Origin of the sequence: Rhizobium favelukesii, from assembly GCF_000577275.2 — a bacterium.
GTDB lineage: Bacteria > Pseudomonadota > Alphaproteobacteria > Rhizobiales > Rhizobiaceae > Rhizobium > Rhizobium favelukesii.
The window spans coordinates 276625-303103 of sequence record NZ_HG916852.1 but is presented as its reverse complement, the minus strand read 5'-3'; the positions used below and the strand labels follow the sequence as shown (position 1 = coordinate 303103).

At 60.7% G+C, this 26479-nt stretch carries 15 protein-coding genes and 3 pseudogenes; 5 read left to right on the top strand and 13 right to left on the bottom strand.

From position 1 onward, the window contains the following. Window positions 1-144 precede the first annotated feature (144 nt). The 4 genes and pseudogenes from LPU83_RS39750 to LPU83_RS39735 form a co-directional block, all read right to left on the bottom strand. Window positions 145-1980, bottom strand: a complete 1836-nt coding sequence (locus LPU83_RS39750) for a TPR end-of-group domain-containing protein (protein WP_231052307.1) — start codon at window positions 1978-1980, stop codon at window positions 145-147. Window positions 1981-2251: 271 nt separating this feature from the next. Further along, window positions 2252-3376, bottom strand: a complete 1125-nt coding sequence (gene dnaJ / locus LPU83_RS39745) for a molecular chaperone DnaJ (RefSeq protein WP_024313481.1) — start codon at window positions 3374-3376, stop codon at window positions 2252-2254. 84 nt (window positions 3377-3460) lie between these two features. Beyond that, window positions 3461-5377 (bottom strand): molecular chaperone DnaK, encoded by a 1917-nt coding sequence (gene dnaK / locus LPU83_RS39740; protein ID WP_024313480.1) that lies wholly within the window; start codon window positions 5375-5377, stop codon window positions 3461-3463. Window positions 5378-5613: 236 nt separating this feature from the next. After that, window positions 5614-7958: pseudogene (locus LPU83_RS39735) on the bottom strand (transglycosylase domain-containing protein). A 234-nt stretch (window positions 7959-8192) separates the two neighbouring features. Between LPU83_RS39735 and LPU83_RS39730 the strand changes: the two are divergent. Next, a complete protein-coding gene (locus LPU83_RS39730; RefSeq protein WP_024313478.1) occupies window positions 8193-8504 on the top strand; it encodes a GCG_CRPN prefix-to-repeats domain-containing protein in 312 nt (103 codons plus the stop codon). A gap of 169 nt (window positions 8505-8673) precedes the next feature. Next, complete coding sequence (locus tag LPU83_RS39725; RefSeq protein ID WP_024313477.1) at window positions 8674-8856, top strand: hypothetical protein; 183 nt, start codon at window positions 8674-8676, stop codon at window positions 8854-8856. Window positions 8857-9038: 182 nt separating this feature from the next. Here LPU83_RS39725 and LPU83_RS39720 read toward each other — a convergent pair whose 3' ends face one another. Together LPU83_RS39720 and LPU83_RS39715 are read right to left on the bottom strand one after the other, a co-directional pair. Next, a complete protein-coding gene (locus LPU83_RS39720; RefSeq protein WP_024313476.1) occupies window positions 9039-9821 on the bottom strand; it encodes an SH3 domain-containing protein in 783 nt (260 codons plus the stop codon). Between the two features lie 466 nt (window positions 9822-10287). Beyond that, window positions 10288-11676 carry a M20/M25/M40 family metallo-hydrolase gene (locus LPU83_RS39715; protein ID WP_024313475.1) on the bottom strand — a complete coding sequence of 463 codons (1389 nt, stop codon included), beginning with the start codon at window positions 11674-11676 and terminating at the stop codon, window positions 10288-10290. 204 nt (window positions 11677-11880) lie between these two features. On the opposite strand from LPU83_RS39715, the pseudogene LPU83_RS39710 reads away from it, so the two are divergent. Beyond that, window positions 11881-14233: pseudogene (locus tag LPU83_RS39710) on the top strand (bifunctional diguanylate cyclase/phosphodiesterase). A gap of 21 nt (window positions 14234-14254) precedes the next feature. On the opposite strand, the gene LPU83_RS39705 reads toward LPU83_RS39710, so the two are convergent. Continuing rightward, the gene (locus tag LPU83_RS39705; RefSeq protein ID WP_016552356.1) at window positions 14255-14671 is read right to left on the bottom strand and encodes a MarR family winged helix-turn-helix transcriptional regulator; all 417 of its coding nucleotides are present in this window, start codon (window positions 14669-14671) and stop codon (window positions 14255-14257) included. A gap of 422 nt (window positions 14672-15093) precedes the next feature. Between LPU83_RS39705 and polA the strand changes: the two genes are divergently transcribed. Both polA and LPU83_RS39695 read left to right on the top strand, forming a co-directional pair. Next, on the top strand, window positions 15094-18093 hold the full coding sequence (gene polA / locus LPU83_RS39700; protein ID WP_024313474.1) for a DNA polymerase I: 3000 nt from the start codon (window positions 15094-15096) through the stop codon (window positions 18091-18093). A gap of 172 nt (window positions 18094-18265) precedes the next feature. Next, complete coding sequence (locus LPU83_RS39695) at window positions 18266-20599, top strand: DNA translocase FtsK (protein ID WP_024313473.1); 2334 nt, start codon at window positions 18266-18268, stop codon at window positions 20597-20599. 390 nt (window positions 20600-20989) lie between these two features. Here LPU83_RS39695 and LPU83_RS39690 read toward each other — a convergent pair whose 3' ends face one another. The 6 genes and pseudogenes from LPU83_RS39690 to phnE (LPU83_RS39665) form a co-directional block, all read right to left on the bottom strand. Further along, window positions 20990-21511 carry a GrpB family protein gene (locus LPU83_RS39690; protein WP_024313472.1) on the bottom strand — a complete coding sequence of 174 codons (522 nt, stop codon included), beginning with the start codon at window positions 21509-21511 and terminating at the stop codon, window positions 20990-20992. Window positions 21512-21520: 9 nt separating this feature from the next. After that, on the bottom strand, window positions 21521-22120 hold the full coding sequence (gene phnN / locus LPU83_RS39685; RefSeq protein ID WP_024313471.1) for a phosphonate metabolism protein/1,5-bisphosphokinase (PRPP-forming) PhnN: 600 nt from the start codon (window positions 22118-22120) through the stop codon (window positions 21521-21523). Beyond that, entirely contained in the window at window positions 22117-23256 is a 1140-nt protein-coding gene (locus tag LPU83_RS39680; RefSeq protein WP_024313470.1) for an alpha-D-ribose 1-methylphosphonate 5-triphosphate diphosphatase, read from the bottom strand. The genes phnN and LPU83_RS39680 overlap by 4 nt, the downstream gene beginning before the upstream one ends. A gap of 13 nt (window positions 23257-23269) precedes the next feature. Beyond that, complete coding sequence (locus LPU83_RS39675) at window positions 23270-23965, bottom strand: DUF1045 domain-containing protein (RefSeq protein WP_024313469.1); 696 nt, start codon at window positions 23963-23965, stop codon at window positions 23270-23272. 131 nt (window positions 23966-24096) lie between these two features. Next, window positions 24097-25435, bottom strand: a pseudogene (gene phnE, locus LPU83_RS39670) (phosphonate ABC transporter, permease protein PhnE). 8 nt (window positions 25436-25443) lie between these two features. After that, on the bottom strand, window positions 25444-26415 hold the full coding sequence (gene phnE / locus LPU83_RS39665) for a phosphonate ABC transporter, permease protein PhnE (RefSeq protein ID WP_024313468.1): 972 nt from the start codon (window positions 26413-26415) through the stop codon (window positions 25444-25446). Between the last annotated feature and the right edge of the window lie 64 nt (window positions 26416-26479).

The following is a 26479-nucleotide window of genomic DNA, read 5'->3' as shown; positions in this document are numbered from 1 at the left end:
TGCCCTCGGTTTTTTGGTTGATCCCCGGGAAGATACTGGTGGCTTTGTGTATCTTTGCAAAGCGCCATTCACTGCCTGCGTTAACGCAAGGCAGAAGCGCGGGCGCGCTTGTTTCATTATGGAGCAGTCGGCCGGGCGACGACGCTATTCCGATGCCTCCTTGAAGTCCATCGAGGCCGAACATGCCGCTATCGCATCCAGCATCTTCTCGAATCGCGGATGATCGCGCACCGAATCGAGGTCCGAATCATGCTTGAACCACAGGATGTGATAGCAAGACGACTGCGGCAGTAGCGCTTCCAGCAGGTCGAGCGCGGCGTCGCATTCGTTCAGCAGCGCATAGACGCACGCGATGTTGTATTGCGCAACAATGTCGTCTGGATCGATCATCTGGGCACGCTTAACCCATTCCTTTGCTCCTTCGGCGTCGCCCAGGTGAGCCAACGCAAGCGCTCCACGATGAGCGGGTCCCGAATTTTCCGGATGGCGCTCCAACGCCTGCTCGGCGCGCTCGATGCATACGCGCGCCCAATGCTCCCGTTCCTCCATCAGCCCAAGCGACCGACAGGCGCTCATCAGGTGGATCGGCGATAGATAGTCGTCGGGGCGTATCTCGGCTGCCCTGGTGAAAAAGGTGATCGCGCCCTCGAACTTGCCCTGCATGAAGAGGAAGCGTCCGTAATGGAAGTTGACCTCATAGAGATCGGGTTCCAAAGCGAGAGCCTTCTCGAACTCGACAAGCGCCTCCTCGTCTCGGCCGTCCTGGTGCAAGGCCAAGCCTCGCGAGGCATGTGCCTCCGCAAGGTTTGGATCGAGTGCGAGCGCCTTGGCGCTCAGGCTGAGAATCCCCTGCAGCGTATACTCACCGGCGTGCCAGTCGCGCAGCGCCGACTCGCAATCCGCCATGCCGGCAAAGGCACGCGCATATTCCGGATCCAGCGCGACCGCCGTTGCAAACATGCGCCGCGCCAGAAGCAGGTAAGGTCTTGTCCAGGTGTGGGAAAGCTGCCGGCCGCGCAGATAATAGGTATAGGCTTCGACATTGGATGTCGGTTCGGCTTCGATCGCTCGCCGCTCCTCGGGCAGCAGCTTGATCTTGAGTTGATCGACGATCGCGTGGGTGATCTCGTCCTGGATGGCAAAGATATCGGTCAGATCGCGGTCAAACCGATCGGCCCACAGGTGACCACCATTCCTCGCATCGATCAGCTGCCCGGTGATGCGGACACGCTGCCCGACCTTGCGCACGCTCCCCTCGAGAACGAAATCGACGCCAAGCTCGGCTGCGACCTGCTTCACCTGCACGGATTTGCCCTTGTAGGTGAAGGCGGTATTGCGCGCGACGACGTAAAGGTTCGAAACCTTGGAGAGATCGGTGATGATGTCTTCGGTGATGCCGTCCGAAAAATACTCCTGCTCGGCGTCGCCGCTCATGTTGGTGAAAGGCAGCACGGCAACGAGCTGCTTGTGCTTTTCCCTGGCAGCGGTCAACGCGGCCTTGTTCACCTTCAATGGCAATGCCCGCCGCGGGGAGATCGCATAGACCCGGACCGGCTCCTTGATGTTCTTGAGCCTGTGTTCACCGCGATCCTCGAAGGACAGGTCGAGCCGTGAACCGACATGGTCTCTGACCGAGGCGGAAACGGCAATGCCACCGGGTTCAGCCAGTGTTTCCAGTCGGGCGGCAACATTGACGCCATCCCCGAAGATATCGCCCTCCTCAACGATCACATCGCCCAGATGGATGCCGATGCGAAATTCGATGCGCTTGTCCTCCAGGACCGACAGGTTTCGCTGAGCAGCTTCCCGCTGCACCTGATCGGCGCAGGCGACGGCATTCACGATACTGGAGAATTCGACCAGCATGCCATCGCCGGTCAGCTTGACGACGCGGCCGCGATGCTGCGCAATCTTCGGATTGAGAAGCTCCGTGCGGCAGTTTTTCACCGCGCTCAGGGTCCCGGATTCGTCTGAGCCCATCAATCGGCTGTAGCCGACGATGTCTGCTGCGAGGATGGCTGCGAGACGGCGTTCCAAGTGTCCCCCGGCGCTGCGATGTTGCTAGGCTCACCAATTTAACCTTTTATTATCTCAATGTCCCACCAATCATTTGGTTGATCCAGGATAATAAAGCGATTTTGAATGTGAACGTCGAGCCAGCGCAACAACCGTGTATAGTCGAGCCGGAACAGCAAATAACAAAGGCCCGGTTACAACAACCGGGCCTTTGCGACGTTTCATCGATGATTGATCAGTTCTCGAAGAATTCCTTCATTCGCGCGAAGAACCCGGTCGATTCCGGATTGTTCTCCTTCGAGGAAAGCTGCTCGAACTCCTGAAGAAGTTCACGTTGACGCTTCGTCAGTTTCTGCGGCGTCTCAATCTGGATCTGGATATAGAGGTCGCCCGTTTGCGGCGAACGCAGCACCGGCATACCCTTGCCCTTCAGGCGGAATTGCTTGCCAGCCTGCGTGCCCTCCGGCACCGTCACGCGTGACTTCGTGCCGTCGAGCGTCGCTACGTCAAAGGTACCGCCGAGAGCGGCCGTCGTCATCGAGATCGGGATCGTGCAGTAGAGGTCCGCGCCGTCACGCTGGTAGAATTCATGCGGCTTGACCGACAGAAAGATATAGAGATCACCCGCCGGACCGCCGCGCATGCCAGCTTCGCCTTCGCCCTGCAGGCGAATCCGCGTGCCGTCTTCGATGCCAGCCGGAATATTCACGGAGAGCGACCGCTCTTCGGTGACGCGGCCCTGGCCGTGGCACTTCGTGCAGGGATCGGGAATGATCGTACCGCGACCATGGCAGGTCGGGCATGTGCGCTCGATCGAGAAGAAGCCCTGTGCAGCACGCACGCGGCCCGAACCCTGGCAGGTGCCGCAGGTCTTCGGTTGCGTGCCGGGCTTTGCGCCCGAGCCGGAACAGACGTCGCAGGTAATCGATGTCGGAACCCGGATTTGCGCCGTCTTGCCGGAGAAGGACTCCTCCAGCGAAATTTCCATGTTGTAGCGAAGATCGGCGCCACGCTCGCGGCCGCCGGAAGAGCGCTGGCGCTGACGGCCGCCGCCCATCATCTCACCGAAGATATCCTCGAAAATGTCGGAGAATCCGCCGCCGCCAAAACCGCCACCACCGCCCATGCCTCCGTGTTCGAAGGCTGCGTGACCGTAACGGTCATAGGCCGCGCGCTTCTGCGGATCCTTGAGCATCTCGTAGGCTTCGTTGATCTCCTTGAACTTGCGCTCAGCGTCATGGTCGCCCGGATTCTTGTCCGGATGGTACTTCATGGCGAGTTTGCGGAAGGCGCTTTTCAGCTCTTTTTCGTCCGCCGTCTTGGCGACACCCAGCGTTTCGTAAAAATCGGCTTTTGCCATTAAGGATTAGACCCCGGAAATGGATTTCCGGCTGCCGCAAAGACAGCCGGAATGTCAGTTTCAAGCTTGACCGCTTCGCCTCGCTTAAGCGGACTTCTTGCGGTCGTCGTCCTTGACTTCTTCGTAGTCGGCATCGACGACATTGTCATCGCCGCCTTCCGCCGAAGCGTCGGCAGAGCCGGCTTCCGCCTGCTGGGCTTCATAGATCGCCTGACCGAGCTTCATGGAAACTTCCATGAGGGTCTGGGTCTTTGCCTTGATGTCTTCAGCATCCGGCTCGGTTGCTTCGACGGCAGACTTCAGAGCAGCGATCGCGTCGGAGATCGCAGTGCGGTCGGCTTCAGAGACCTTGTCGCCGTAATCCTTCAGCGACTTTTCCGTGGAGTGAATCAGGCTTTCGGCCTGGTTCTTGGCTTCTACGCCTTCGCGACGCTTCTTGTCGGCTTCAGCATTGGCTTCGGCGTCCTTGACCATCTTCTCGATGTCGGCGTCGGAGAGACCACCCGAGGCCTGGATGCGGATCTGCTGTTCCTTGCCGGTGCCCTTGTCCTTGGCCGAAACCTGGACGATGCCGTTGGCGTCGATATCGAAGGTGACTTCGATCTGCGGAACGCCACGCGGTGCCGGCGGCAGGCCAACGAGGTCGAACTGGCCGAGCAGCTTGTTGTCGGCAGCCATTTCACGCTCGCCCTGCGAAACGCGGATGGTGACGGCCTGCTGGTTGTCGTCGGCGGTCGAGAAGGTCTGCGACTTCTTCGTCGGGATCGTGGTGTTACGCTCGATCAGACGCGTAAAGACGCCACCAAGGGTCTCGATACCGAGGGACAGCGGGGTTACGTCGAGAAGCAGAACGTCCTTGACGTCGCCCTGCAGAACACCGGCCTGGATGGCTGCGCCGAGTGCCACGACTTCGTCAGGGTTGACGCCCTTGTGGGGTTCCTTGCCGAACAGCTGCTTGACGACTTCCTGGACCTTCGGCATGCGGCTCATGCCGCCAACGAGAACGACTTCATCGATTTCAGCAGGCGTGACACCTGCATCCTTCAGAGCTGCCTTGCACGGTGCGATCGTACGCTGGACCAGATCATCAACCAAGCTTTCGAGCTTGGCGCGCGTCAGCTTCAGCGTCAGGTGTTTCGGGCCGGTCGCATCAGCCGTGATGAACGGCAGGTTGATTTCGGTCTGCTGGGCGGACGACAGTTCGATCTTCGCCTTTTCAGCAGCTTCCTTGAGGCGCTGCAGAGCAAGCTTGTCGCCCTTGAGGTCGATGCCGTTGTCCTTCTTGAACTCGGCAACGAGATATTCGACGAGACGCATGTCGAAGTCTTCACCGCCGAGGAAGGTATCGCCATTGGTCGACTTCACTTCGAAGACGCCGTCACCGATTTCGAGGATCGAGATATCGAAGGTACCGCCACCAAGATCGTAAACGGCAATCGTCTTGCCATCCTTCTTGTCGAGACCGTAGGCGAGTGCAGCCGCCGTCGGCTCGTTGATGATGCGCAGAACTTCGAGGCCAGCGATCTTTCCGGCATCCTTGGTTGCCTGGCGCTGTGCGTCGTTGAAGTATGCGGGAACGGTGATAACAGCCTTCTCGACCTTTTCACCGAGATAGGATTCGGCGGTTTCCTTCATCTTCTGAAGGATCATCGCGGAGATTTGTGCCGGAGAATAGGACTTGCTCTGGGCCTCGACCCATGCGTCGCCATTGTCGCCCTTGACGATATGGAAGGGGACGAGGCTCTTGTCCTTCTCAACGGTCGGATCCTCGTAGCGGCGGCCAATCAGGCGCTTTACTGCGAAGAGGGTGTTCGTGGGGTTGGTGACCGCCTGGCGCTTGGCCGGCTGGCCGACGAGGCGTTCGCCATCGTCAGAAAATGCCACCATGGAAGGGGTCGTACGCGCACCTTCCGCATTCTCAATGACCTTTGCGTCTTTGCCGTCCATGACCGCGACGCAGGAATTTGTCGTTCCGAGGTCGATACCAATTACTTTTGCCATGTCATTCTCTCCTTGAAGCAAGCTGTCGGAACCCCGAGAAGGCATTTCCCTGACAGCCCCTTACGGGATGGGTCTTTAAGATTAACGCAATCGTGATTGCGGTGATGCCGCGTATATAAGGAGCGGTTTTCGGGACTGCAAGGCGAGAACCAGCCAGAAAACCGGCAAAACAAGCGCCCAACAATTAATTTTGACGGGCATAGGACGATCGCGTTTTCCTGGCCAAAACTCGTTGACTATTGTCCCATAATCAGGTCGAGGAGAGTCGTCCGTCTCGGACGACCGCCCGGCGATGGTTCAGGCTCGCCAATATCGCCCGGCGGAAGGGCATCGCCGTCCCCGTAGCCACCATCCTGAGCGACATCGGCGGGAGGGATCGGGCCGCCATGGGTCGGGGCCATCGGCTGCCGTTTTGGCCGGTCGGGCGCCTGTGGATAACGCCCGCTCACATCGGCCGATTCGCCAAAGACACCAGAAAGGATGCTGCCAATCGTCGTCGGCTCCTCAAGCGGCGGCGCCACACCGGGCTCGGCAGACGCCACCGGCTGATCGCCGAAGCCAGAATTGGCCGGGTCTGCCATAAACTGCCCGTTGCCGAACAGCGGTGCCGGCGACAGACCTTTGTGGGCTGCGACCATGAACTCCTGCCATGCCTTGGCCGGCAGCCCGCCGCCTGTCACCTTCTTCATCGGCTTGCCATCGTCATTGCCGAACCACACGCCGGTGGTCAGGTTGCTGGTGAAGCCAACGAACAGCGCGTCGCGGGAATTCTGGGTGGTGCCGGTCTTGCCGGCTGCCTGCCAACCGGAAAGCTTGGCACTTTTTCCCGTTCCCTGGTTGATGACGCCCATCATCATCGTATTCATGTTGGCGGCAATGGCTTCCGACAGCACACGGGGCGGGTTGTCGTAGGTGTTCTCATACAGCACCTTGCTGCCGTCAGCCGTCGTCACGCGCCGGATCACGTGCGGCGTTGCCTTATAGCCGCCGTTCATGAACGCTGCATAGGCGCCTGTGAGCTCGGTCAACGACACTTCCGACGTGCCGAGCGCAATAGAGGCATTGGGCTGCAGTTCCGATTCGATGCCGAGACGGTGTGCCAGCTTGATGACCTGGTCCGGCCCATCATACATGACGAGCTGGGCGGCGACGGTGTTCAGCGACTTTGCAAGGGCCGTCGCAAGTGTCACTTCGCCATTATACTTCTTCTCGTAGTTCTCGGGCGTCCAATCGCCGATGCGGATCGGCGCGTCATTGAATACGGAGAACGGCGTCAGGCCCTTTTCCAGCGCCGCCGCATACACGAAAGGCTTGAAGGATGAACCCGGCTGCCGCTTGGCCGTGACCGCACGATTGAACTGGCTGTCGGCATAGTCCCTGCCGCCGACGAGCGCGCGGATAGCGCCGGTCCCGTCGAGTGAGACCAACGCAGCCTGCGAGGCGTCGAGCTTGGCACCATCCTTGCCCAACACGTCGTTCAGCGACTGCTCGGCCCGCTTCTCCAGCGTCTTGTCGATCGTCGTATCGACGACGATGTCCTCCTTGACGTCGCCAATCAGGCCGGGCAGCTGGTCCATGACCATATCCGCCACATAGTGCCCGGCGCCCGACCAATAGCGCTTCGCCTTGGCCGGCGTTTGCGACATCGCGGTCTTCACTTCGTCATCGGTGATGTAGCCCTGATCCCGCATCGTCTGCAGCACGACCTGCGCACGGGCGTTCGCCGCTTGCGGATCGCGCGCCGGCGAAAGGCGCGACGGCGCCTTAACAAGGCCAGCTAGCAGAGCGGCTTCGCCAAGGTTCACATCACGTGCGGACTTGTTGAAGTAGCGGCGCGAGGCAGCTTCGACGCCATAGGCGTTCGATCCGAAAAAGACGCGATTAAGATACATGGCAAGGATCTGATCCTTGGTATATTTCTGCTCGAGCCAAAGCGCGAGCAGGACTTCCTGCACCTTGCGCTCGAGCGTGCGGTCCGGTGACAGGAAGAGGTTCTTTGCAAGCTGCTGCGTCAGCGTCGAGCCGCCCTGGACCATGTGCCCGGTCGTCAGGTTGGTGACGAAGGCGCGTGCGAGGCCAAGCGGGTCGACGCCGAAATGCGAATAGAAGCGGCGGTCTTCGATGGCCACGATCGCTTCGGGAATGTATGGCGACATGTCTTCGAGCGCGATCGCTTCGCCGCCTGTCGTGCCGCGATTGGCGATGACGCTGCCATCGACCGCAGTGATCTTGACGTTCGGGGGCGCTCGGGAATGGCCCAGGTGCTGGCGCTTGGCATGCGCGATCCGTAGTAGACGACGAGGCCGGTAATGCCGATGCCGGCCCAGATGCCAAAAACGATACACCAGTAGACAATACGACGGATGAAGCCGAAGAAGCTTCCACCTTCGCGTTCCCCGCGGCCGCGCTTGCGTCTCTCGGGCTGCCGTGTGCGAGACGATTTTGGAGCCACCCGCTTGCTCGAGCGTCCACGCACCACACGGTCGTCGGCATCGAGCGAGAAATCGTCATCATCGTCGCGGTCGTCGCGGCCGCTGAAAGACGGTTCGATCCTGTCGCGTGATTTGCCTCCGCCCGCCATCTAGTACCCGGTGCACCCCATCTTCGCTCTAAGCTGCAACATCGCAGAAACCGCGTTTTGCCAAACGGTTCTCCAGTCGGTTGAACTTTAAATGCGGCGATTTAAGGGGTGGTTAAGACGTGGTTAGAACGGGGCCAACGATTGCCCCAACAATGTCAAATTTGGTTCAGCCCCCGTTCACCCAACGAGCTCTCTAATCCACGTGCAAGGGACTTGCATAACAGAGGTGCAGAGATGCGTATGAGAATGATTGCAGCCGCGATCGCCATTTGTGGATTTGGTGTTTCCGCGGCTGAAGCGATGCCGGTCGCGCCGGTAAACGGCGCTGCGGCCGAGAATACGGTACTTGTCGATTATGCTTGCGGTCGCGGCTATCATCTCACTCGGTGGGGAAATTGCCGACCGAACTGGAACCGGCCGCCGCCGCCGCGCTACGGATGGCGCGACGACCGCCGCTATGGATGGCGCGGTCCCCCGCCCCGCTATGGTTGGCGCTATGAGAGATCCTACGGATGGGATCGTGGACGTGACGGCGATTGGCGCTGATAAAGATAAGCAAAGCCCGGCGCCCACTCGGCCCGGGCATTGCTTCATTTAGCTTATCAAGCCACGCTTTTATGGCATAGCTGCCATTCGTTGCTACCGTCACAAATCTGACATATAGCACGTCGAATTGCGCCTAGGATTAGCGCAGAGCGCGCAAATGTAGGCATTTATGAGCATCGACATTAGCAATATCGAAGAATTCAAGCTGCGCGAAGTCTGGAGCGTGCATGAGTTTGCGCGCCGCTACCGGCTGACAAAGATGGAAGAAAGCCGCCTGAAGATGCTGCACGGCCCGTTCGCAGAGATGCGCGAGCTGCTCGTCTATCGGCAGAACTCCGTTTCTCTCTGGTAGCAGGGAACTATTAGCGAACTAGTGAATTAATTCCGTAGCGAAACACGCCCTACACGTTTCGCTACGGGTCGGCCGTCTCCCCTCAAACGTGCCGATCGCGATCAGGCCCGGCGTCTCTCCCAGAGCGCCGGGCCTTCTCATGTCGGCTGCAAGAAGGGCGGCCTTGCAACCGCCCGGATTCATCACTGTTGGTTGCCGCAGGCCGGATCACCCGGCTGGCAAGGAGGCGGCCCACGACGGCCATCGCCGCCGCGACGCTGATTTGCGTCATCGTTTCGCTGCGGCGGTCGCTGGAAGTCCCGACGATTGTCATTGGGCCGTCCCTGAAAATCCTGACGGCCGGGGCCGCGGTCGAAATCTGGTTGCCGAGCAGGTGATAAGCCTTGCTCCGGGCGACGGTCCGGCCTGCGGCTTCCGTCGGGCCTGCGATCCGGGCCGCGACCGAAGTCCGGCCGCGGGTCGGGTCCCCGGTCAAAATCAGGCCGTGGGCGACCGGGTGCAGGATTTCGGTCGAATTCCGGGGGGCGTACTGGGCGAACGACAGCCGGCGGGCGATCATAGACGGGGTTACGGCGCCAACGATCGCGGTCGCGATAGAAATCGCGATTGCGGTAGTTGCGATCCCAGTAGTTTCCGACGCTGAAGACCACGGTCGGAATTCCGAGGGGGCGGTAGTATTCTGGCCCGACGTAGACGCGCCGGCTCTGATAGAGTGCCTGGACATAGCGACCGGCGACCCAGCCACGACCGCCATGGAATTCCACATCGCACCACGGCACATCCGCGAGGCAACCATGGATCTCTACCGATTCGCCGGCGGGAATCACAGTTACGGCGGGATATTGCGTGCTCGGTCCGGCGCGCATGTTGACGGTGGCTGTCGCAAATCCCTCGGCTGCCTCAGCAATCGCCGGTGCGAGTAAAAGCGCGGCCGCCGCGGCGGCCTGCATCAGTATGGACTTCACGTTTCAACTCCTTTGACGACGCAGGCAACCGTGCTGCCCGCGTTTTCCGAAAGGGTGCCAGCGTATCTCGCGCATGGTTTAGGCATTCGCCGCCTCGCGCCGATCTCACCTCAATCACCTTTTTCTTTCAATGATTTGTAGTTCGCTCGGATGAACCCGACTTGAACGAGAGAAAGCCTCGAAATGCATTGCCCTACTTGAAATACGGCCGCCGCATTGCGACATGATGGCCAACATATTGCAGCTGATGGAAAGCTGTGCGCGCAAGCAACGTTGCCGCTTCCATCGATCTGGCCGTGGCTGCCGTTAACCAATCGTTAACCTTTCCAGATCACCTTGGCTGCAACATTCGCTTCCCCCTTGACCACGGATGTACTGGCATCGAAGTGGAGCGGATGACGAAAGGCCGGTTTGTTCCGGCCTTTTTGTTTTTCTGGCGTTCGAATGAGAACGCCTTTCCAGCCCGTTACTTGGCCAGCGCGTCCAGGATTCGAATCCAGGAGCGGATACCCTTATGGTAGGAGACGAGTTCGTACTTCTCGTTCGGCGAGTGGATGCGGTCGTCGCTGAGACCGAAGCCGACGAGCAACGACTCCATGCCGAGCATCTTCTGGAAGTCGCCGACGATCGGGATCGATCCGCCCATGCCGATCACAATGGCAGGCTTCGGCCACTCGTCAGAAAGCGCATTCTTGGCCTTCGTCAGCACCGGAGAATCGTAGGAGAGGTGGATGGCCGGCGAGCCGCCATGCGGATGGAACTCGACCGAGCAATCCGCGGGGACTTTCGAGCTGATGTAGCGGCGGAAGCTTTCCCGGACAGCATCCGGATCCTGCGCGCCGACGAGGCGAAAGGAAACCTTGGCAGAGGCCTTGGCTGCAATCACCGTCTTGAAGCCCTCGCCCGTATAGCCGCCCCAGATGCCGTTGATCTCGGCGGTCGGACGCGCCCATGTCAGCTCAAGGACCGACCGGCCCTTTTCGCCAGAGGGGATCGACAGACCGACCTCGCCGAGGAAGGTCTCCGCCGTCTTGCCGAGAGTTTCCCAGGATGCCTTGATATTGGCCGGGGTTTCCTCGACGCCGTCATAGAAGCCTTCAAGGGTGATGCGGCCGGTTTCATCATGCAGCCCGGCAAGCGCGGCAGTCAGGATGTGAATCGGGTTTGCCGCCGCACCGCCGAAGAGGCCGGAATGCAGATCGCGATCGGCCGCGGTTAAGACGACCTCCTCCCCGACAAGACCACGAAGCGCTGCGGCAATCGCCGGTGTATCACGATCCCACATGCCGGTGTCGCAAACGAGTGCGTAGTCCGCCTTCAATTCCACGGCGTTGGCGTCAAGGAATGGCTTCAGCGAAGGCGAACCCGATTCCTCTTCGCCCTCGAAGAGGATGGTGATGCGGCAGGGCAACCCACCATTGATTTCCTTATATGCACGGCAGGCCTCGACGAAGGTCATCAACTGGCCCTTGTCGTCGGCGGTACCGCGACCGGTGAGGATCTTCCGGCCGTTGCCGAGATCTTTGATCGACGGCTCGAAAGGGTCGTTCTCCCAGAGTTCGATGGGATCGACCGGCTGCACGTCGTAGTGACCATAAAACAGCACATGCGGCGCGTCGGCGCTCGCAGCGGCGTGATGGGCGACAACCATGGGATGACCGGGCGTGTCGCGCACAGAAGCATCGAACCCAAGCGTCTTGAGATAGGAAACCAGCCATTCGGCCGCCTTGCGGCACTCGGCCCTGTAGGCCGGGTCGGTTGAGATGGATTTGATCCGCAAGAGTTCGAACAGCTTGTCGAGGCTTGATGGCAAATTCTGGTCCGCGCGCGAAAGCACTGGCATAACCTCGGTCATTTCCGACTCCTTTCGAAATTCCGCGGGACGATAGACCAAAGGTCGATCGCTTTCGAGGCGAAAAAGACCGGGCAAAAAAGTGTCGGTTGAAAAAGAACAAAGCTCAGGGATACCGGAAGATGAGGGTATGAAATCGCAGATACAATTTACAGTAATCCAGGAGAGCCTAAATAATCTGTCGCCAATCGTTGTTCGAAGTGAGATATGTTCTCTGTGGTCACCTGCATTGGCGACAACCATGACTGGCGCGTGATCATTGCCGCCGTCGTCGTTTGCCTAATCGGCAACCTTGCCTCGATACTGCTTCTGTCTCGCGCCCGTGAATGCGATCTTGGGCAGCAACGAAACTGGATCATGGCTTCGGCATTTGCCTGCGGCGTCGGCATCTGGGCCACACATTTCATCTCAATGCTCGCCTACGATGGTGGCTTTACGATCACCTCCGGGCTCGGCCTGACGGCGCTCTCCGTCGTGTTCGCCATATGCGTTTCCTGGTTGGCGATTCTTGTCGCCTCCGAGGAAGCGAGCGATTATTCTTTCGTCTCGGGTGGAGTCTTGATGGCGCTGGGCATCGGGTCGATGCACCTGACGGGGATGGAGGCGATCGAGGCACAGGTCGACATCGTCTACAACACTCGTTGCTCTCTCGATAGGTGCCGTGCTTTCCAGCCTTGCCTTTCTCTCTTTCAAGAAACTGACCGGCGCGAAGCGACTGCGCGTGTCGGCGATCGCCATGGTGCTCGCCATCGCCGCGATGCATTTCACATCCATGAGCACTATAGCTCTCGTTCCGCAGGCTGGGCGAGACGTGACGGCAACGGTTGTTGAGCCAAAGACACTCGCCGCAATCATCATGGCAGTATCGACAGCCCTGATCCTGGTTGCGCTCGTCGGAGCGTTCCTGGAGAGCCATCTGACCGATCTCCGAGGCCTTGCAAACGCGTCGAAAGGACTGTTCATCCTGCGCGAAGGGAGAATCGTCGACGCCAATGAGCGCTTCCAGGAAATGTCAGGCTGGCAACTGGTCGAATTGGTCGGGACTGATGCGACCTCCTTGCTGATGAGCATGGATGGGCGTGCAACGATCTCCCATCAGGAAACGCTGCTGACCACCAGGGACGAACGCGAGATTCCGGTGGAAACCATGGCCCCCCGTATGGTCTACCGCGGACGCAACTGCGAGGTTCTCGTGCTTCGCGATCTGACCGAGCGCAAGCGCGCCGAGAAAATGATCGAACATCTGGCGCAGCACGATGTTTTGACCGGATTGCCGAACCGCTCGCTATTCGACACACGTATCCGGCATGCGCTTCAATTGGCACAGCGCAAGCGCACGCAGATTGCCGTTTTCTGTTTGGACCTCGACCGTTTCAATGCCGTCAACGACATCTTTGGACACGCCGAAGGCGACCGGATCCTCTGCAAGGCCTCGGCGATCCTGCAGCGCGTGGCAGGCGAAGGCGATACCGTTGCCCGTCTGGGCGGCAACGAGTTTGCGATCATCCAGACGGGCAAGCAGCAGCCGGACGCGGCGCGCAGGCTCGCCGATCTCATCCTTGGCGGTCTGGCGGCCGAAATGGACATCGCCCGCGATCCGACGGCCGTCGGCGCCAGCGTCGGCATTGCGATCTATCCCACGGATGGGAGCACCGCACAGCAGCTGAGCGACAATGCCGACACTGCACTTTACCGCGCCAAGCATGCTGGTCGCAGCAAGGCCTGCTTCCTCGACGCGGAGATGGACGGGGCTGTCCGCGCCCGTCGGCAGATCGAGGCCGAGTTGCGGCACGCGACGACGCGCAGCCAGCTATCCGTGAATGACCAGCCGATTCTCGACAGCAGAACCGGCTCAATCAACGGCTATGAAGCGCTGATGCGGTGGAACCGGCTGGGGCACGGCATGAGTGAGCCCGAGGTTTTCATCAGCATTGCCTAGGAAAGCGGCGTGATCGTGCAGCTGGGTGAATGGGTGCTGCGCCAGGCCTGTACCGAAGCGGCGCGCTGGCCGCAGCCGCTGTCGATCGCCGTCAACGTCTCGCCGGTGCAGTTCATGCTTCCGAACCTCTGCGAACGGGTCGCAGCAATCCTCGAGGAGATCTGGCGCCTCACAGGCTGGAGCCGGAAATGACCGAGGCTGCATTCGTGCGCGACCGAAGCAATGTCATCGCAACGCTGATGCGTCTGCACGGGCTTGGCACGCATCGTCATGGACGACTTCGGAACGGGCTTCTCGTCACTTTCGAACCTGCGTGCCCTGCCCTTCGACAAGATCAAGGTGGACCGGAGCTTCACAGGCATCCTCGAGCACGATGCGGCCGCCCGTTCCATCGTACGTGCCATCATCGGCCTTGGTCACAGCCTGGGGATTCAGGTCGTGACCGAAGGTGTCGAAACGGAACTCCAGCGCCAGATCGTTATCGAGGAAGGCTGCGAACAGTTGCAGGGTCTGCTTCTCGGCAAGCCTGATATCGAACCGAGCGTGAAGCTGGCTCGCGCGAGAACTTTCTTTCAGTGCGCGGAGACGGGTTTGACCGCCCTTGCAACGCGACGACCATAACACCAGCGGAATTGCGCCAACTCAGAGCTTCTTGGCATTGTCTAGAAGACGGCGGATATATTCGAGGGTCAATTCGCGTTCGAAGCTTTTGAAGCCCTGAAAGAGCGCGAGGTCGGCTTCACGCGCCGCCTCGATCGCGTCGTCTTCCATGCCCTTGGCCTTGTCCGTGAGGAAGATCAGCTGGGCGCGCTTGTCGGACGGATGCGGACGGCGATCGATCAGCCCGTCGCGCGCCATGCGTGCAAGCGTGTTCGCCATGGTCGCCTGTTCGATATCGACGCGAGCCAGCAACTGCTTCTGCGTGAGCCCGTCTTCGGCCCAGAGTTCGAGAAGAACCGGGAATTGCCCTGGCGAAAAGCCGAGCCTCGCCGCGCGCTGCTGCAGCGAACGAGCGAAGCCCTTGGCCAGCTGGCTGGCAAGATAGGCTCCCGAGTCCATACGATTAATTCCCATTTTCTCAGTTAGGCGCAAAATACTCGACAAAACAATTCAACAAATCGCATGCGATGTACCACAAATACTTTCATCGCAGGCTGTCGGTCGGAAGATAGAGCAGAAAAACAAAGCCGCCATAGCCTGGAGGTGTGGCTATGGCGGCTCTAAAATGGGGACAAAGGCCCGGAGAGGGGATAAGGCCTTTGTCCAAGTCCGATGCGGCGGGGGACAAGCCAGCTATCAGACCCTCGACGCGATCAACACGATCAAACGCCGGTAGTAATCATTTGTGATCGCGAATGTGGCTTTTCAAGGGAAAGCTAAAGATTGACTATTACAAATTAGTAACAGTTTGGTGAGGCAGAATCTTTTCGCCTCGGAACTTTATATGGACCTTCCGGGGTGGCCGCGCTATCCATGACGCCATGAAAAAAGGCGATCATCTTTTCCTTGTCGACGGCTCCGGTTTCATCTTTCGAGCCTTTCACGCACTCCCGCCCCTGACCCGCAAGTCCGACGGTTTGCCGGTGGGCGCGGTGTCGGGATTCTGCAACATGCTGTGGAAACTCCTGACCGATGCGCGCGACACATCGGTTGGCGTGACCCCAACGCATCTGGCCGTCATCTTCGATTATTCGGCAAAGACGTTCCGCAAGGATCTCTACGACGCCTACAAGGCAAACCGCTCGACGCCACCCGATGAACTCATTCCTCAGTTCGGCCTCATCCGCCACGCGACGCGCGCCTTCAACCTGCCGTGCATCGAGACCGAAGGTTTCGAGGCCGACGACATCATCGCGACCTATGCTCGCCAGGCCGAAGCGGTCGGCGCCGACGTGACCATCGTGTCCTCGGACAAGGATCTGATGCAACTCGTCACGCCGAACGTCCACATGTACGACAGCATGAAGGACAAGCAGATCGCCGTTCCCGATGTCATCGAAAAATGGGGCGTGGCGCCCGAGAAGATGATCGATCTTCAGGCGATGACCGGCGACTCGGTCGACAACGTACCGGGCATCCCCGGCATCGGCCCTAAGACAGCTGCGCAGCTTCTGGCTGAGTATGGCGACCTCGACACGCTTTTGGAGCGTGCGACGGAGATCAAGCAGGAAAAGCGCCGCCAGGCGATCATCGAAAACGCCGATAAGGCCCGCCTGTCGCGTGAGCTGGTGCGGTTGCGCACGGACGTGCCGCTGGAGCTCGGGCTGGAAGCGCTCATCCTGGAGCCGCAGAACGGGCCGAAGCTGATCGGCTTCCTGAAGGCAATGCAGTTCACATCGCTGACGCGGCGCGTGGCTGACGCCTGCGATTGTGATGCCAGCGCCATCGACGCCATCGACGTTCCGGTGGAGTGGGGTGCCGCGGCACGCGGCCCCGATCTCGACATCGCCCAGCCGGAGCCGGTTGCCGGCGGCATTCCCGACGTCGCCGGCGAGTCGGTGCCCGTTCCCGCGAAAGCGAATGGCGCAAACGGTCGTGAAGGCACTTTCCTGCCAGGCGATCTTGCCAAGGCGCGCGCCGAAGCGTTCGCGTCCCTGCCCTTCGACCATTCGCGCTACGCCACCATCCGCGATGTCGCGACGCTCGACAAATGGATTGCCGATGCGCGCGACACGGGACTGGTTGCCTTCGATACCGAAACCACGTCGCTCGATGCGATGCAGGCCGAGCTCGTCGGATTTTCGATGGCGATTGCCGAAAACGACAAGGATCCCACCGGCACCAGCATCCGCGCCGCCTATGTTCCGATCGGCCACAAGACAGGCATCGGCGATCTGCTCGGCGGCGGACTTGCCGACAATCAGATTCCGATGCGCGATGCCCTTCCCCGACTGAAGGCACTGCTGGAAGACGAGTCGATCCTGAAGGTCGCCCAGAACCTCAAATACGACTACCTGCTGATGAAGCGTTACGGCGTCGAAACGAAGAACTTTGACGATACGATGCTCATTTCCTACGTGCTGGACGCTGGAACCGGCGCGCACGGAATGGATCCGCTGTCGGAGAAGTTCCTCGGCCACACCCCGATTGCCTATAAGGACGTGGCCGGCAGTGGTAAGTCGAACATTACATTCGACCTCGTCGACATCGACCGCGCCACGCACTATGCCGCCGAAGATGCCGACATCACATTGCGGCTCTGGCTCGTTCTGAAGCCGCGCCTTGCCGCCGAAAAGCTGACCACGGTCTACGAGCGCCTTGAGCGGCCGTTGCTTCCTGTTCTGGCGCACATGGAAGCGCGCGGCGTCACCGTCGACAGGCAAATTCTGTCGCGTCTGTCCGGCGACCTCGCACAGGGCGCCGCCGCATTGGAGGATGAGATTTACAAGCTTGCAGGTGGGCGCTTTACCATCGGCTCGCCGAAGCAGCTGGGCGACATCCTGTTCGGCAAGATGGGGCTCGCCGGCGGCAGCAAGACGAAGACCGGCCAGTGGTCCACATCGGCAAGCGTCTTGGAAGACCTCGCAGCCGCAGGCTTCGAGTTGCCACGCAAGATCGTCGACTGGCGCCAGCTGACCAAGCTGAAGTCGACCTACACGGATGCGCTGCCGGGATACATCCATCCCGAGACGAAGCGGGTTCACACCTCGTATTCACTGGCATCGACGACGACCGGCCGTCTCTCGTCCTCAGAACCGAACCTGCAAAACATCCCCGTTCGCACGGCGGAAGGTCGCAAGATCCGCACCGCCTTCATTTCGACACCGGGCCACAAGCTGATCTCGGCCGACTATAGCCAAATCGAGCTGCGCGTGCTCGCGCACGTCGCCGAGATTCCGCAGCTGACGCAGGCCTTTGCTGACGGCGTCGATATTCATGCCATGACCGCATCGGAGATGTTCAGCGTACCAGTCGAGGGCATGCCGTCCGAGGTGCGGCGTCGAGCGAAGGCAATCAACTTCGGCATCATCTACGGCATTTCCGCCTTCGGTCTTGCCAATCAGCTGTCGATCGAACGCTCGGAAGCGGGCGACTATATCAAGAAGTACTTCGAGCGCTTCCCCGGCATCCGTGATTACATGGACAGCCGAAAGCAAATGGCACGCGACAAGGGCTACGTCGAAACGATCTTCGGGCGGCGAATCAACTATCCGGAGATTCGCTCTTCCAATCCGTCGGTGCGCGCCTTCAACGAACGTGCGGCCATCAACGCCCCGATCCAGGGATCGGCCGCGGACATTATCCGCCGGGCGATGATCAAGATGGAGCCGGCGCTGGCGGAGGCGGGACTTGGCGACCGCGTCCGCATGCTCTTGCAGGTGCATGACGAATTGATCTTCGAGGTCGAGGATGCCGACGTCGAAAAGGCAACGCCGATCATCGTTTCGGTCATGGAAAATGCCACTATGCCGGCGCTTGAAATGCGCGTGCCGCTGAAGGTCGATGCGCGGTCGGCGACCAACTGGGACGAAGCGCACTGAGCGCTTCGTCGAAAATCCATTAAAATTTTCATTACCTTGCAAGCCATTGATATAAAACATTTTTCTTGTACTTTTCCGCCGGAACACCGCGCAGGCAGAAGGAACTTATTAACCTTCCTTTCCTAATCCGGAAGCGGGTAATAGTTGCTAATCATGAGTGAGTAGCGGTCGTATGCGCTTTCCTAGAACCAATCTGACAGGGGCCGAGGATATTTCCACGGAAGTCGAAGGTGAACAGCTGCAGGAACACGCGGGCGAGAAGCCTACGGCACCAATCTGGCAGAGCAATTTTTCACTGGCTCCGAACGTGCGGTTCACCCGCACGCCCGAGAATCTGATCAATCCTAAACGCGTGCCGGTCCTCCCGGTTCACACGCCGCCTCTTGCGACACAGGAACACGTTGCGGCAGACATCTGTGTCAGCGCACAGCCGCCGGTACCGGTCGTCGTCAACGTTCCGTTCGACGTTTACGAACCGGAGACCTCGGCCGTGATTGAGATGCCGCAGGCTGCAACTGCGCCGCCGGCGATTTTGGTCGAGCCCGATGCTGAAACGCATATCCGCGCATCCACCGAACTGGCGTCCATCTCGGACTTCGCATTCTGGGAAGTCATGGCCTTCGAAGAAGCTCCGGCCGAACCGATCTTGCTTCCTCAGGTTTCCCTGCCGAGGCCCGAGGTCAGTCCGGAATCGATCATCAGCCGGTTCCGGATCTTGGAATGGCAGCCTGGCCGCCAACGGCCCGCAGCAGCTGTTGCACAGGCGCCAGCTCCGTCGCCAATCATCCCGGCCCCGGCTGCGCCAGCCCCTGCTTTGACACGCAACCGCGCAACGCAGCCCCATGTCGAGGAAGCGTCGGCGGCCCAGCCGAAAACGCAGCCCATCGCTCCGGTGCCGGTCCGCACACAGGCGCCGCAGCCGCTTGCGCCCGCACCGCGTTTTGCTGCGCAGAAGATTGTCCCCTCCAGGATCGATGCCTCCGGTTATGAATTCCCATCGCATTCACTGCTGCAGGAGCCGCCGGAACGGGTTGGCGAGATCATGTCGCAGGAGACGCTGGAGCAGAATGCCGGTCTTCTCGAGAGCGTGCTTGAGGATTTCGGCATCAAGGGCGAGATCATCCATGTCCGCCCCGGTCCCGTCGTCACGCTTTATGAGTTCGAGCCGGCGCCGGGCGTCAAATCCTCACGCGTCATCGGCCTGGCCGACGATATCGCCCGTTCGATGTCGGCGCTCTCTGCACGCGTTGCGGTGGTCCCCGGCCGCAATGTCATCGGCATCGAACTGCCGAACGTGCTGCGCGAAACCGTCTATTTCCGCGAGATGATCGAGAGCCAGGATTTCGAGAAGAGCGGCTACAAGCTGGCGCTCGGCCTCGGCAAGACGATCGGCGGCGAGCCCGTGATCGCCGAGCTCGCGAAGATGCCACACCTGCTCGTCGCCGGCACGACGGGCTCGGGCAAGTCCGTCGCCATCAACACGATGATCCTGTCGCTGCTCTACCGGATGTCGCCGGAGCAATGCCGCCTGATCATGGTCGATCCAAAGATGCTCGAACTCTCCGTCTACGACGGTATCCCGCATTTGCTGACGCCTGTTGTCACCGACCCCAAGAAGGCGGTCATGGCGCTGAAGTGGGCGGTGCGCGAGATGGAGGATCGCTATCGCAAAATGTCGCGCCTCGGCGTGCGCAACATCGACGGCTACAACAGCCGCGTGGCGCAGGCACGCGACAAGGGCGAGACCATCCACGTCATGATCCAGACCGGCTTCGACAGGAGCACCGGTGCGCCGATCGAAGAGCAACAGGAAATGGACCTGACGCCGATGCCATACATCGTCGTCATCGTCGACGAGATGGCCGATCTGATGATGGTCGCCGGCAAGGAAATCGAAGGGGCGATCCAGCGCCTGGCGCAGATGGCGCGCGCCGCCGGCATCCACCTGATCATGGCCACTCAGCGTCCGTCCGTCGATGTCATCACCGGCACCATCAAGGCGAACTTCCCGACACGCATCTCCTTCCAGGTGACGTCGAAGATCGACAGCCGCACTATCCTTGGCGAACAGGGCGCGGAGCAGCTGCTCGGTCAGGGCGACATGCTTCATATGCAGGGCGGCGGGCGTATTGCCCGCGTGCACGGGCCGTTCGTTTCGGATACCGAAGTGGAGAAGGTCGTCGCGCATCTGAAGACGCAGGGTCGGCCGGAATATCTCGACACCGTCACGGCAGACGAAGAGGAAGAGGTCGACGACGAGGACAGCGCCGTCTTCGACAAGGGCGACATGGCGGCCGAGGACGGCAACGATCTCTACGACAAGGCCGTCAAGGTCGTCCTGCGCGATAAGAAGTGCTCGACCTCCTACATTCAGCGCCGTCTCGGTATTGGCTACAACCGCGCAGCTTCGCTTGTCGAACGCATGGAGAAGGAAGGCCTCGTCGGCCCGGCAAATCATGTCGGCAAAAGAGAGATCGTGACTGCGCGCAGCGGCGAGAGCGAGTGATCGCTTCGTTTGCGGCAGCCCCTGATACGGCTGCCGCAGACAACAGAAAACCTCGCGCCGGAGAGATCTCCACGACGGCATGGCTCGGGTGGGAATGGGCAGGCGGTGGTGTTGGTGGATGTGGATTGTCAGGCGGTATAGCCTGCCCGATCGTATCGAGGTTTCCGGAGCTTCTGGGCCAACAGGAGCGTCTGACAGCCCCTCCCTTCCAGATGGACCGTCGACCCTGACGGCCTTCGATCCACCTGTCGCAACCATCACCGGACGCCGGACTTTCGACCAGTTCTGTCAAATCCGGTTCGCGATCCGGCTCCTTGTCCAATGACGCGATCAATATGCGGCTGGACAAGTGGTTGAGATCCCTCCCAAGTCTTTTATCGCACAAGAAAATTATCCGCGCGGCAACTCGGTCTCGGCCTTAGCCAGCCGCAGCGTCTCGGCTACGAAGTCGCTTTTGCCATCGGTATAGACGTCCCAATCGCCGTCGGCCTCTTTGGCAAGGTGCCGTTTCAGCGACTGATACTCTGCCGCCCGGTCCGGGTCGAGCCTGAGATAATCGCGGAATAGGAGGCGGTCGCGGTGAGCCGGATTGCCTGATGTGCAGAGATAGAGACGCAGGCCATAGCAATCGTGATCGCGGGTGAAGGTCCAGCGGCCTTCGCCTTGGGGATCGCCGTGATCCCGAAAACCGGCGGATGGAAGCAACGCGCCGAGCTCGGCCAACGCCGTTTCATTCGCGAGCACGGCATCGAGATCGATTTTCGGCTTGGCGGCCAGGCCCGGAACCGAAGTGCTGCCGATGTGCTCGATCGCGAGAATACGATCGGCGGCCAGATCGAGGAGTTCGGCCCTTGCGGCCTCGAAGAGGTCGGGCCATTTCGGGTCATAGTCGACCACCCTGACCGGCCGCATCGTTGTCCCTTAGCCGATCTCCGCCAGGCAGGCGCTCAGCGCCTCGACCATGCGGCGTTCGCCCTCTTCGCGTGAATCGCTGTTGTCGAGGTCGACGACGTCGTAGTCGCCGCGGACGGTGAGCGGGCCGCGGGCGAGCCTTGCCATGATATCTTCATGTGTCTCGCGGCCGCGAGCCTCCAGGCGGCTTGCCAGCACCTCGGCACGCGCCGTCACATTGATAACCTTTAGCCGCGGAAAAACGGCCTTGAAATGGTGAAGCGCCGAACGGGAGCCATTGGCGACGACCAGATTTCCCTGCGCAAGGGATACCGACACCTCCGCCGGAATGCCATACTTCAGGCCGTGCGCTTCCCACCAAACCGAGAAGCTTCCGGCCTGCTCCATGGAGGCGAAGCCCTGGTCCGACACGGCGAGATGATGTTCCCCGCCGGCCTCGCTGTCACGGGTGATGACGCGACGGACGAAATGCACGTCCGGGCGTCCCCGGAAGTACTTGGCTGCGAGCGCCATCAGCGTGTCCTTGCCGGCGCCGCTCGGACCGACGACGACGACCATGATGCCGCGCTCGGTTCCGGGAACGATGTGGGGCTCGTGCGAGGGCATCATGCGACGCGGCGCCCTTCGCGCCAGACGGAGCGGGTGACGGGAACGCCGTGGTCGCGGAAAACGCGGACGACATCGGCGCGCAGACCGGTTGCGATGCGGCCGCGATCATTGAGGCTGACGGTACGGGCCGGCGTCGCGGTGACCATGGCGATCGCCTTCGGCAGCGAAATGCTCTCGACCTCGTCGGCAATGAGGAACGGCGCGTAGAGCAGGCTGAGCGGCACGTAATCCGAGGACAGCACGTCGAGGACGCCGCGTTCGGCGAGATCGCGGGCGGCGATATTGCCGGAGTGCGACTTGCCGCGCACGATGTTCGGCGCGCCCATCAGCACGCTCATGCCGTGCTCATGCGAGGCCTTGGCGGCATCGAAGCTGGTCGGGAATTCCGCCAGGCGAACACCGTTTTCGATGGCTTCGTCGACATGCGCCAACGTTGCGTCGTCGTGGCTGGCAACGGTGATGCCACGCTCGGCGCAGACCTTGGCAATCGCGATGCGGTGCGGCGTGGAATTGCGCTCGGATTCGCCAACGCGCTTTTCGATGAAGCGGGCGAACTCGGCATCGGAGAGGCCGCGCTTCTTCTGGTAGTAGAAGATGTACTGGTCCATGGTCTGGAACTGACGCTGACCCGGGGCGTGGTCCATCAGCGATACGAGGCGAACGTAGGGATCGTTCTCGAAGTCGGCGAAATGTTCCAAAACATTGTCGGCGGAGACTTCGCAGCGCAGGTGGATCAGGTGCTCGGCGCGCAACCGACCTTCCTGCTCGGCCTTCTGGATGGCATCGGCCATCCCACGCATTTCGCCGTGCTCGAAGCCGCCGTCTTCGTCGGCTCCCATGCGCAGGCAGTCGAAAACGGTCGTGATGCCGGAGGTGACGATCTGGGCGTCGTGGGCCTGGATCGCCGCGATCATGTTCCAGCGCAGGCCGGGGCGCGGCGAATAGTGGCCCTCGAGATGATCGGTGTGCAGTTCGACGAGACCCGGGATCAGATAATCGCCTTCGAAATCCTCGCCGACTGTGGAGCTGCCCGTCGAGATGTCGGCGATCTTGCCGTCGCGGACGAGGACCGATCCTTCGACGATCTCATCCTCGAGGACAATGCGGGCGTTGGAGAAGACGGTTTCTGTGGTCATCGGATCAGGTCTTTCAGTTTTTGGCGCCAGCAAGCGGCCACCAGGAATGGGCTTTGAACGGCGCGCCACGCGCCTCTTCAACGAAAACGGCAAGGCCCGTGATCGCGAGCGGCCGGCCGGTGAACGCGGCAAAACGCTCGGTCAGAATGGCCTTCATCACGCCGGCGCGCTCCTCCGGCACCTGGCCGGTCAGCGTCATGTGGAAACCGAAGTCATCCATCACATAAGGATAGCCCCAGCGCAACAGATTGGCACGCTGGCTCTCGCTCAACGTCTCCGGGTTCCGGCGGGCAATGTCGGCCTCCGACAGGGCGGCCCGGAACGGTTCGAAGAATTTTACCACCGTTGCCGCGAAATCTTGAAGCGGCGGGTGCAGCGAAGCCGGCACGAGAGCGAAAAACTTGCCCAACTGCCCCAGGACCAGCTCGGGGATTTCAAACGCCGGCGTGCGGGCGGCGAAATCCTCGGCGACTTGAAGCAGGTCCTGTTCGGTGACCGAGGCGGCGAGCGCGAAGGGGGCTTTGAGTGTCGCATGGAAGGCGTAGCGACGAGGCTCGGCGGTCAACTCGAACTGCTCGGCGGCAGGCAGGTCCGAATGATCGGGAGCCGGGTAAGTTTCGCCGGTGAAGGCATCACGGCCGAGCCAGAGCGCAGCCGTTCCGTTCAAAGGATCGTCCTTCGGCGGTGTGAAATAGAGTGCGTAGCGCAAGGCTCGTATCCTGGGAATCAATCGGAATGCGGATGGCAGTCTTCAGTGATTTGACCGCCACCGCAAGCTGGCTTCCGGCTAAAAGATTTCCGTGACAGAATGATGATGATCCCGAACGATCCCGCGCTTTTTCAGTGGACCTTGGTGCCCATCAGCCGGTGGCGCAGCGCGTTCGAGGCCATGTCGAACAGGAAGACGACGATGAGGATCAACAGCACCATGTAGGCGACGTTTTCCCAGTTGGCGTTGGTGCGCATCGCTTCCCAGAGCTTGAGGCCGATGCCGCCGGCACCGACGGCGCCGATGATGGTCGCACCGCGGACGTTCGATTCCCACTGGTAGAGCGTCTGGCTGACGAAGACCGGCACGATCTGCGGGATGATGCCGTAGCGATGGGTGAGCACGGTGGAGGCGCCCGTGGATTTGATGCCTTCGCGCGGCTTGTTGTCGATATTCTCGAGGCCTTCGGAATAGAGCTTGCCGAGCGTGCCAGTCTCCGTGAGGAAGATGGCGCCGCTGCCGGCGAGCGGACCGGGCCCGAAGGCACGGGTGAGGAACAGCGCCCAGATCAGCATGTCGACCGAGCGCAGGAAATCAAAGGCTCGCTTCAGCACCTGGTTGACCACGCGGTTCGGCGTGATGTTGCGCGCGGCGAAGAAGGCCAGCGGAAAGGCCAGCAGGGCGCCGAGCAGCGTGCCGAGGAAGGCCATGACGATGGTCTGGAACAGCTTGGTCCAGACGTCGCCATGCTGCCAGGCGCTGTTGTTCCAGACATTGTCGAATGCGAGCGACAGGTTGGATTGGCCGGGTCAGTTCCGGCCCCGAAACAATCAGGCTCAGCACCTCGCCCACCGGCTTGTCGAAGAAGGGGGACTGGGTGTCGAAGACGAAATTCGCCCAGCCGAGGAAGCGCTTGCGCACCTTGACGCGATCAACCGAGATGCTGACATCGCCGGCAAAGCCGAGATCGGCCAGGACGTTGTCGTCATAGACCGTCATCCAGCTCGGCACGGGGCCGATAACCTTCGGCGCGCCGCTAGAGACTTCCACCGGCACGCTGACGCCGCGGGCAGTCACCGTCGTTTCCGTCTTGGAGACGGCAACAGTGCGGCCCGTGCCGCTGACCGAAACGGTGACGCTGCCATCCGGATTGTTGATGACCCAATTGGGATGCGGGTCGTCACCGAGCGGCGAGAAGCGCGGATATTTGACCGCAATGCCGTCGTCGCCGATACGGAACTCCGGCTGCACGTCGTAGCTCACCCACTGGCTGAGATAGAGGCCGACGCGCTCCCAATGGGCATCAGCAAGCAGTTTCGGCAGGTCGAAGAACCAGGTTGCGTAGAGCGCATAGACGAGCGTCGCGATGACGGCCATCAGACCGCCGAAGCGCTGCTGGAAGGAGCGCTTGAAATACTCCGGGTAGCGCTGCTCGATCTCATGCATCCGGTTGGCGTCGATCACCGTCATGGCGGACCTCAATGCTGCAAAAGGAAGGCGTGCTCGCCGACGAGGCGGCGGCGCAGCCATGCGGAGAACTGGTCGACCGCAACGATGGTGATGAAAAGCAAAAGGACGAGCGCGACCGTCTTGGCGCCGAACCCGCGCGAGATCGAGAGCTTCAGTTCCTCGCCGATACCGCCGCCGCCGACCGCACCGATGATGGTGGAGGCGCGGACGTTGACCTCAAGGCGCAGCAGTGCGTAGGAGACGAAGTTCGGCATGACCTGCGGCAGGGCGGCAAAACGCACGCGCTCCGACCAGCTGGCGCCGACGGCTTTCATGCCCTCGTCCGGCTTCATGTCGATGTTTTCGACGACTTCGTAGAAAAGTTTGCCGAGCGCGCCGATGGTGTGCAAGCTGACGGCGATGATGGCGGCGACCGGGCCGATCGACAGAATCGCCGAAAACAGGCCGGCGATGACGATCTCGGGAAAGGCGCGCAGGAATTCGGTGAGCCGCTTGGCAACGATGCGCAACGGATTGGAGGGCGCCAGATTGCGGGCGACAAGAAAGCTGAGCGGTACGGCGAAGATGAAGCCGATGATGGTCGAGACCAACGCGACATTGATCGTGATGATCATCAGCTCGAAATATTCGGGGATATAGAAGCCACCCCAGACCGGAACGCGACCCTCGGCGAAATTATACTCTTCGCCCGTCTTCTGCATCGGGCTTGCGATATCGAACAACGCGCGCCAGACGTCGTTCCAATCCTTGGGAATGAGCCAGCTCAGAAAATCGAAGAGGTGCGGCAGGCGATCGAAGAAATGGCCGGCATTGCTCTCGTCGGCAAAGCGTACCGAGGCGACGAAGGCGGCAAGCAGGATCACCAGACCGAGGCCGGTATAGAGGCGGCGGCGAGCCACCATCTTGCCCCAGGCGTCACCGATTTCACGGGCGCTTTGCGGCGTGGCCGGCGCGTGGGCGTTGGGATCGGCAAAAGTCATGAACGGTGTCCGCTTTCTTCGCAGGGCAAAGGGCGGCCGTAACGGCCGCCCTCCAGCTATCAGG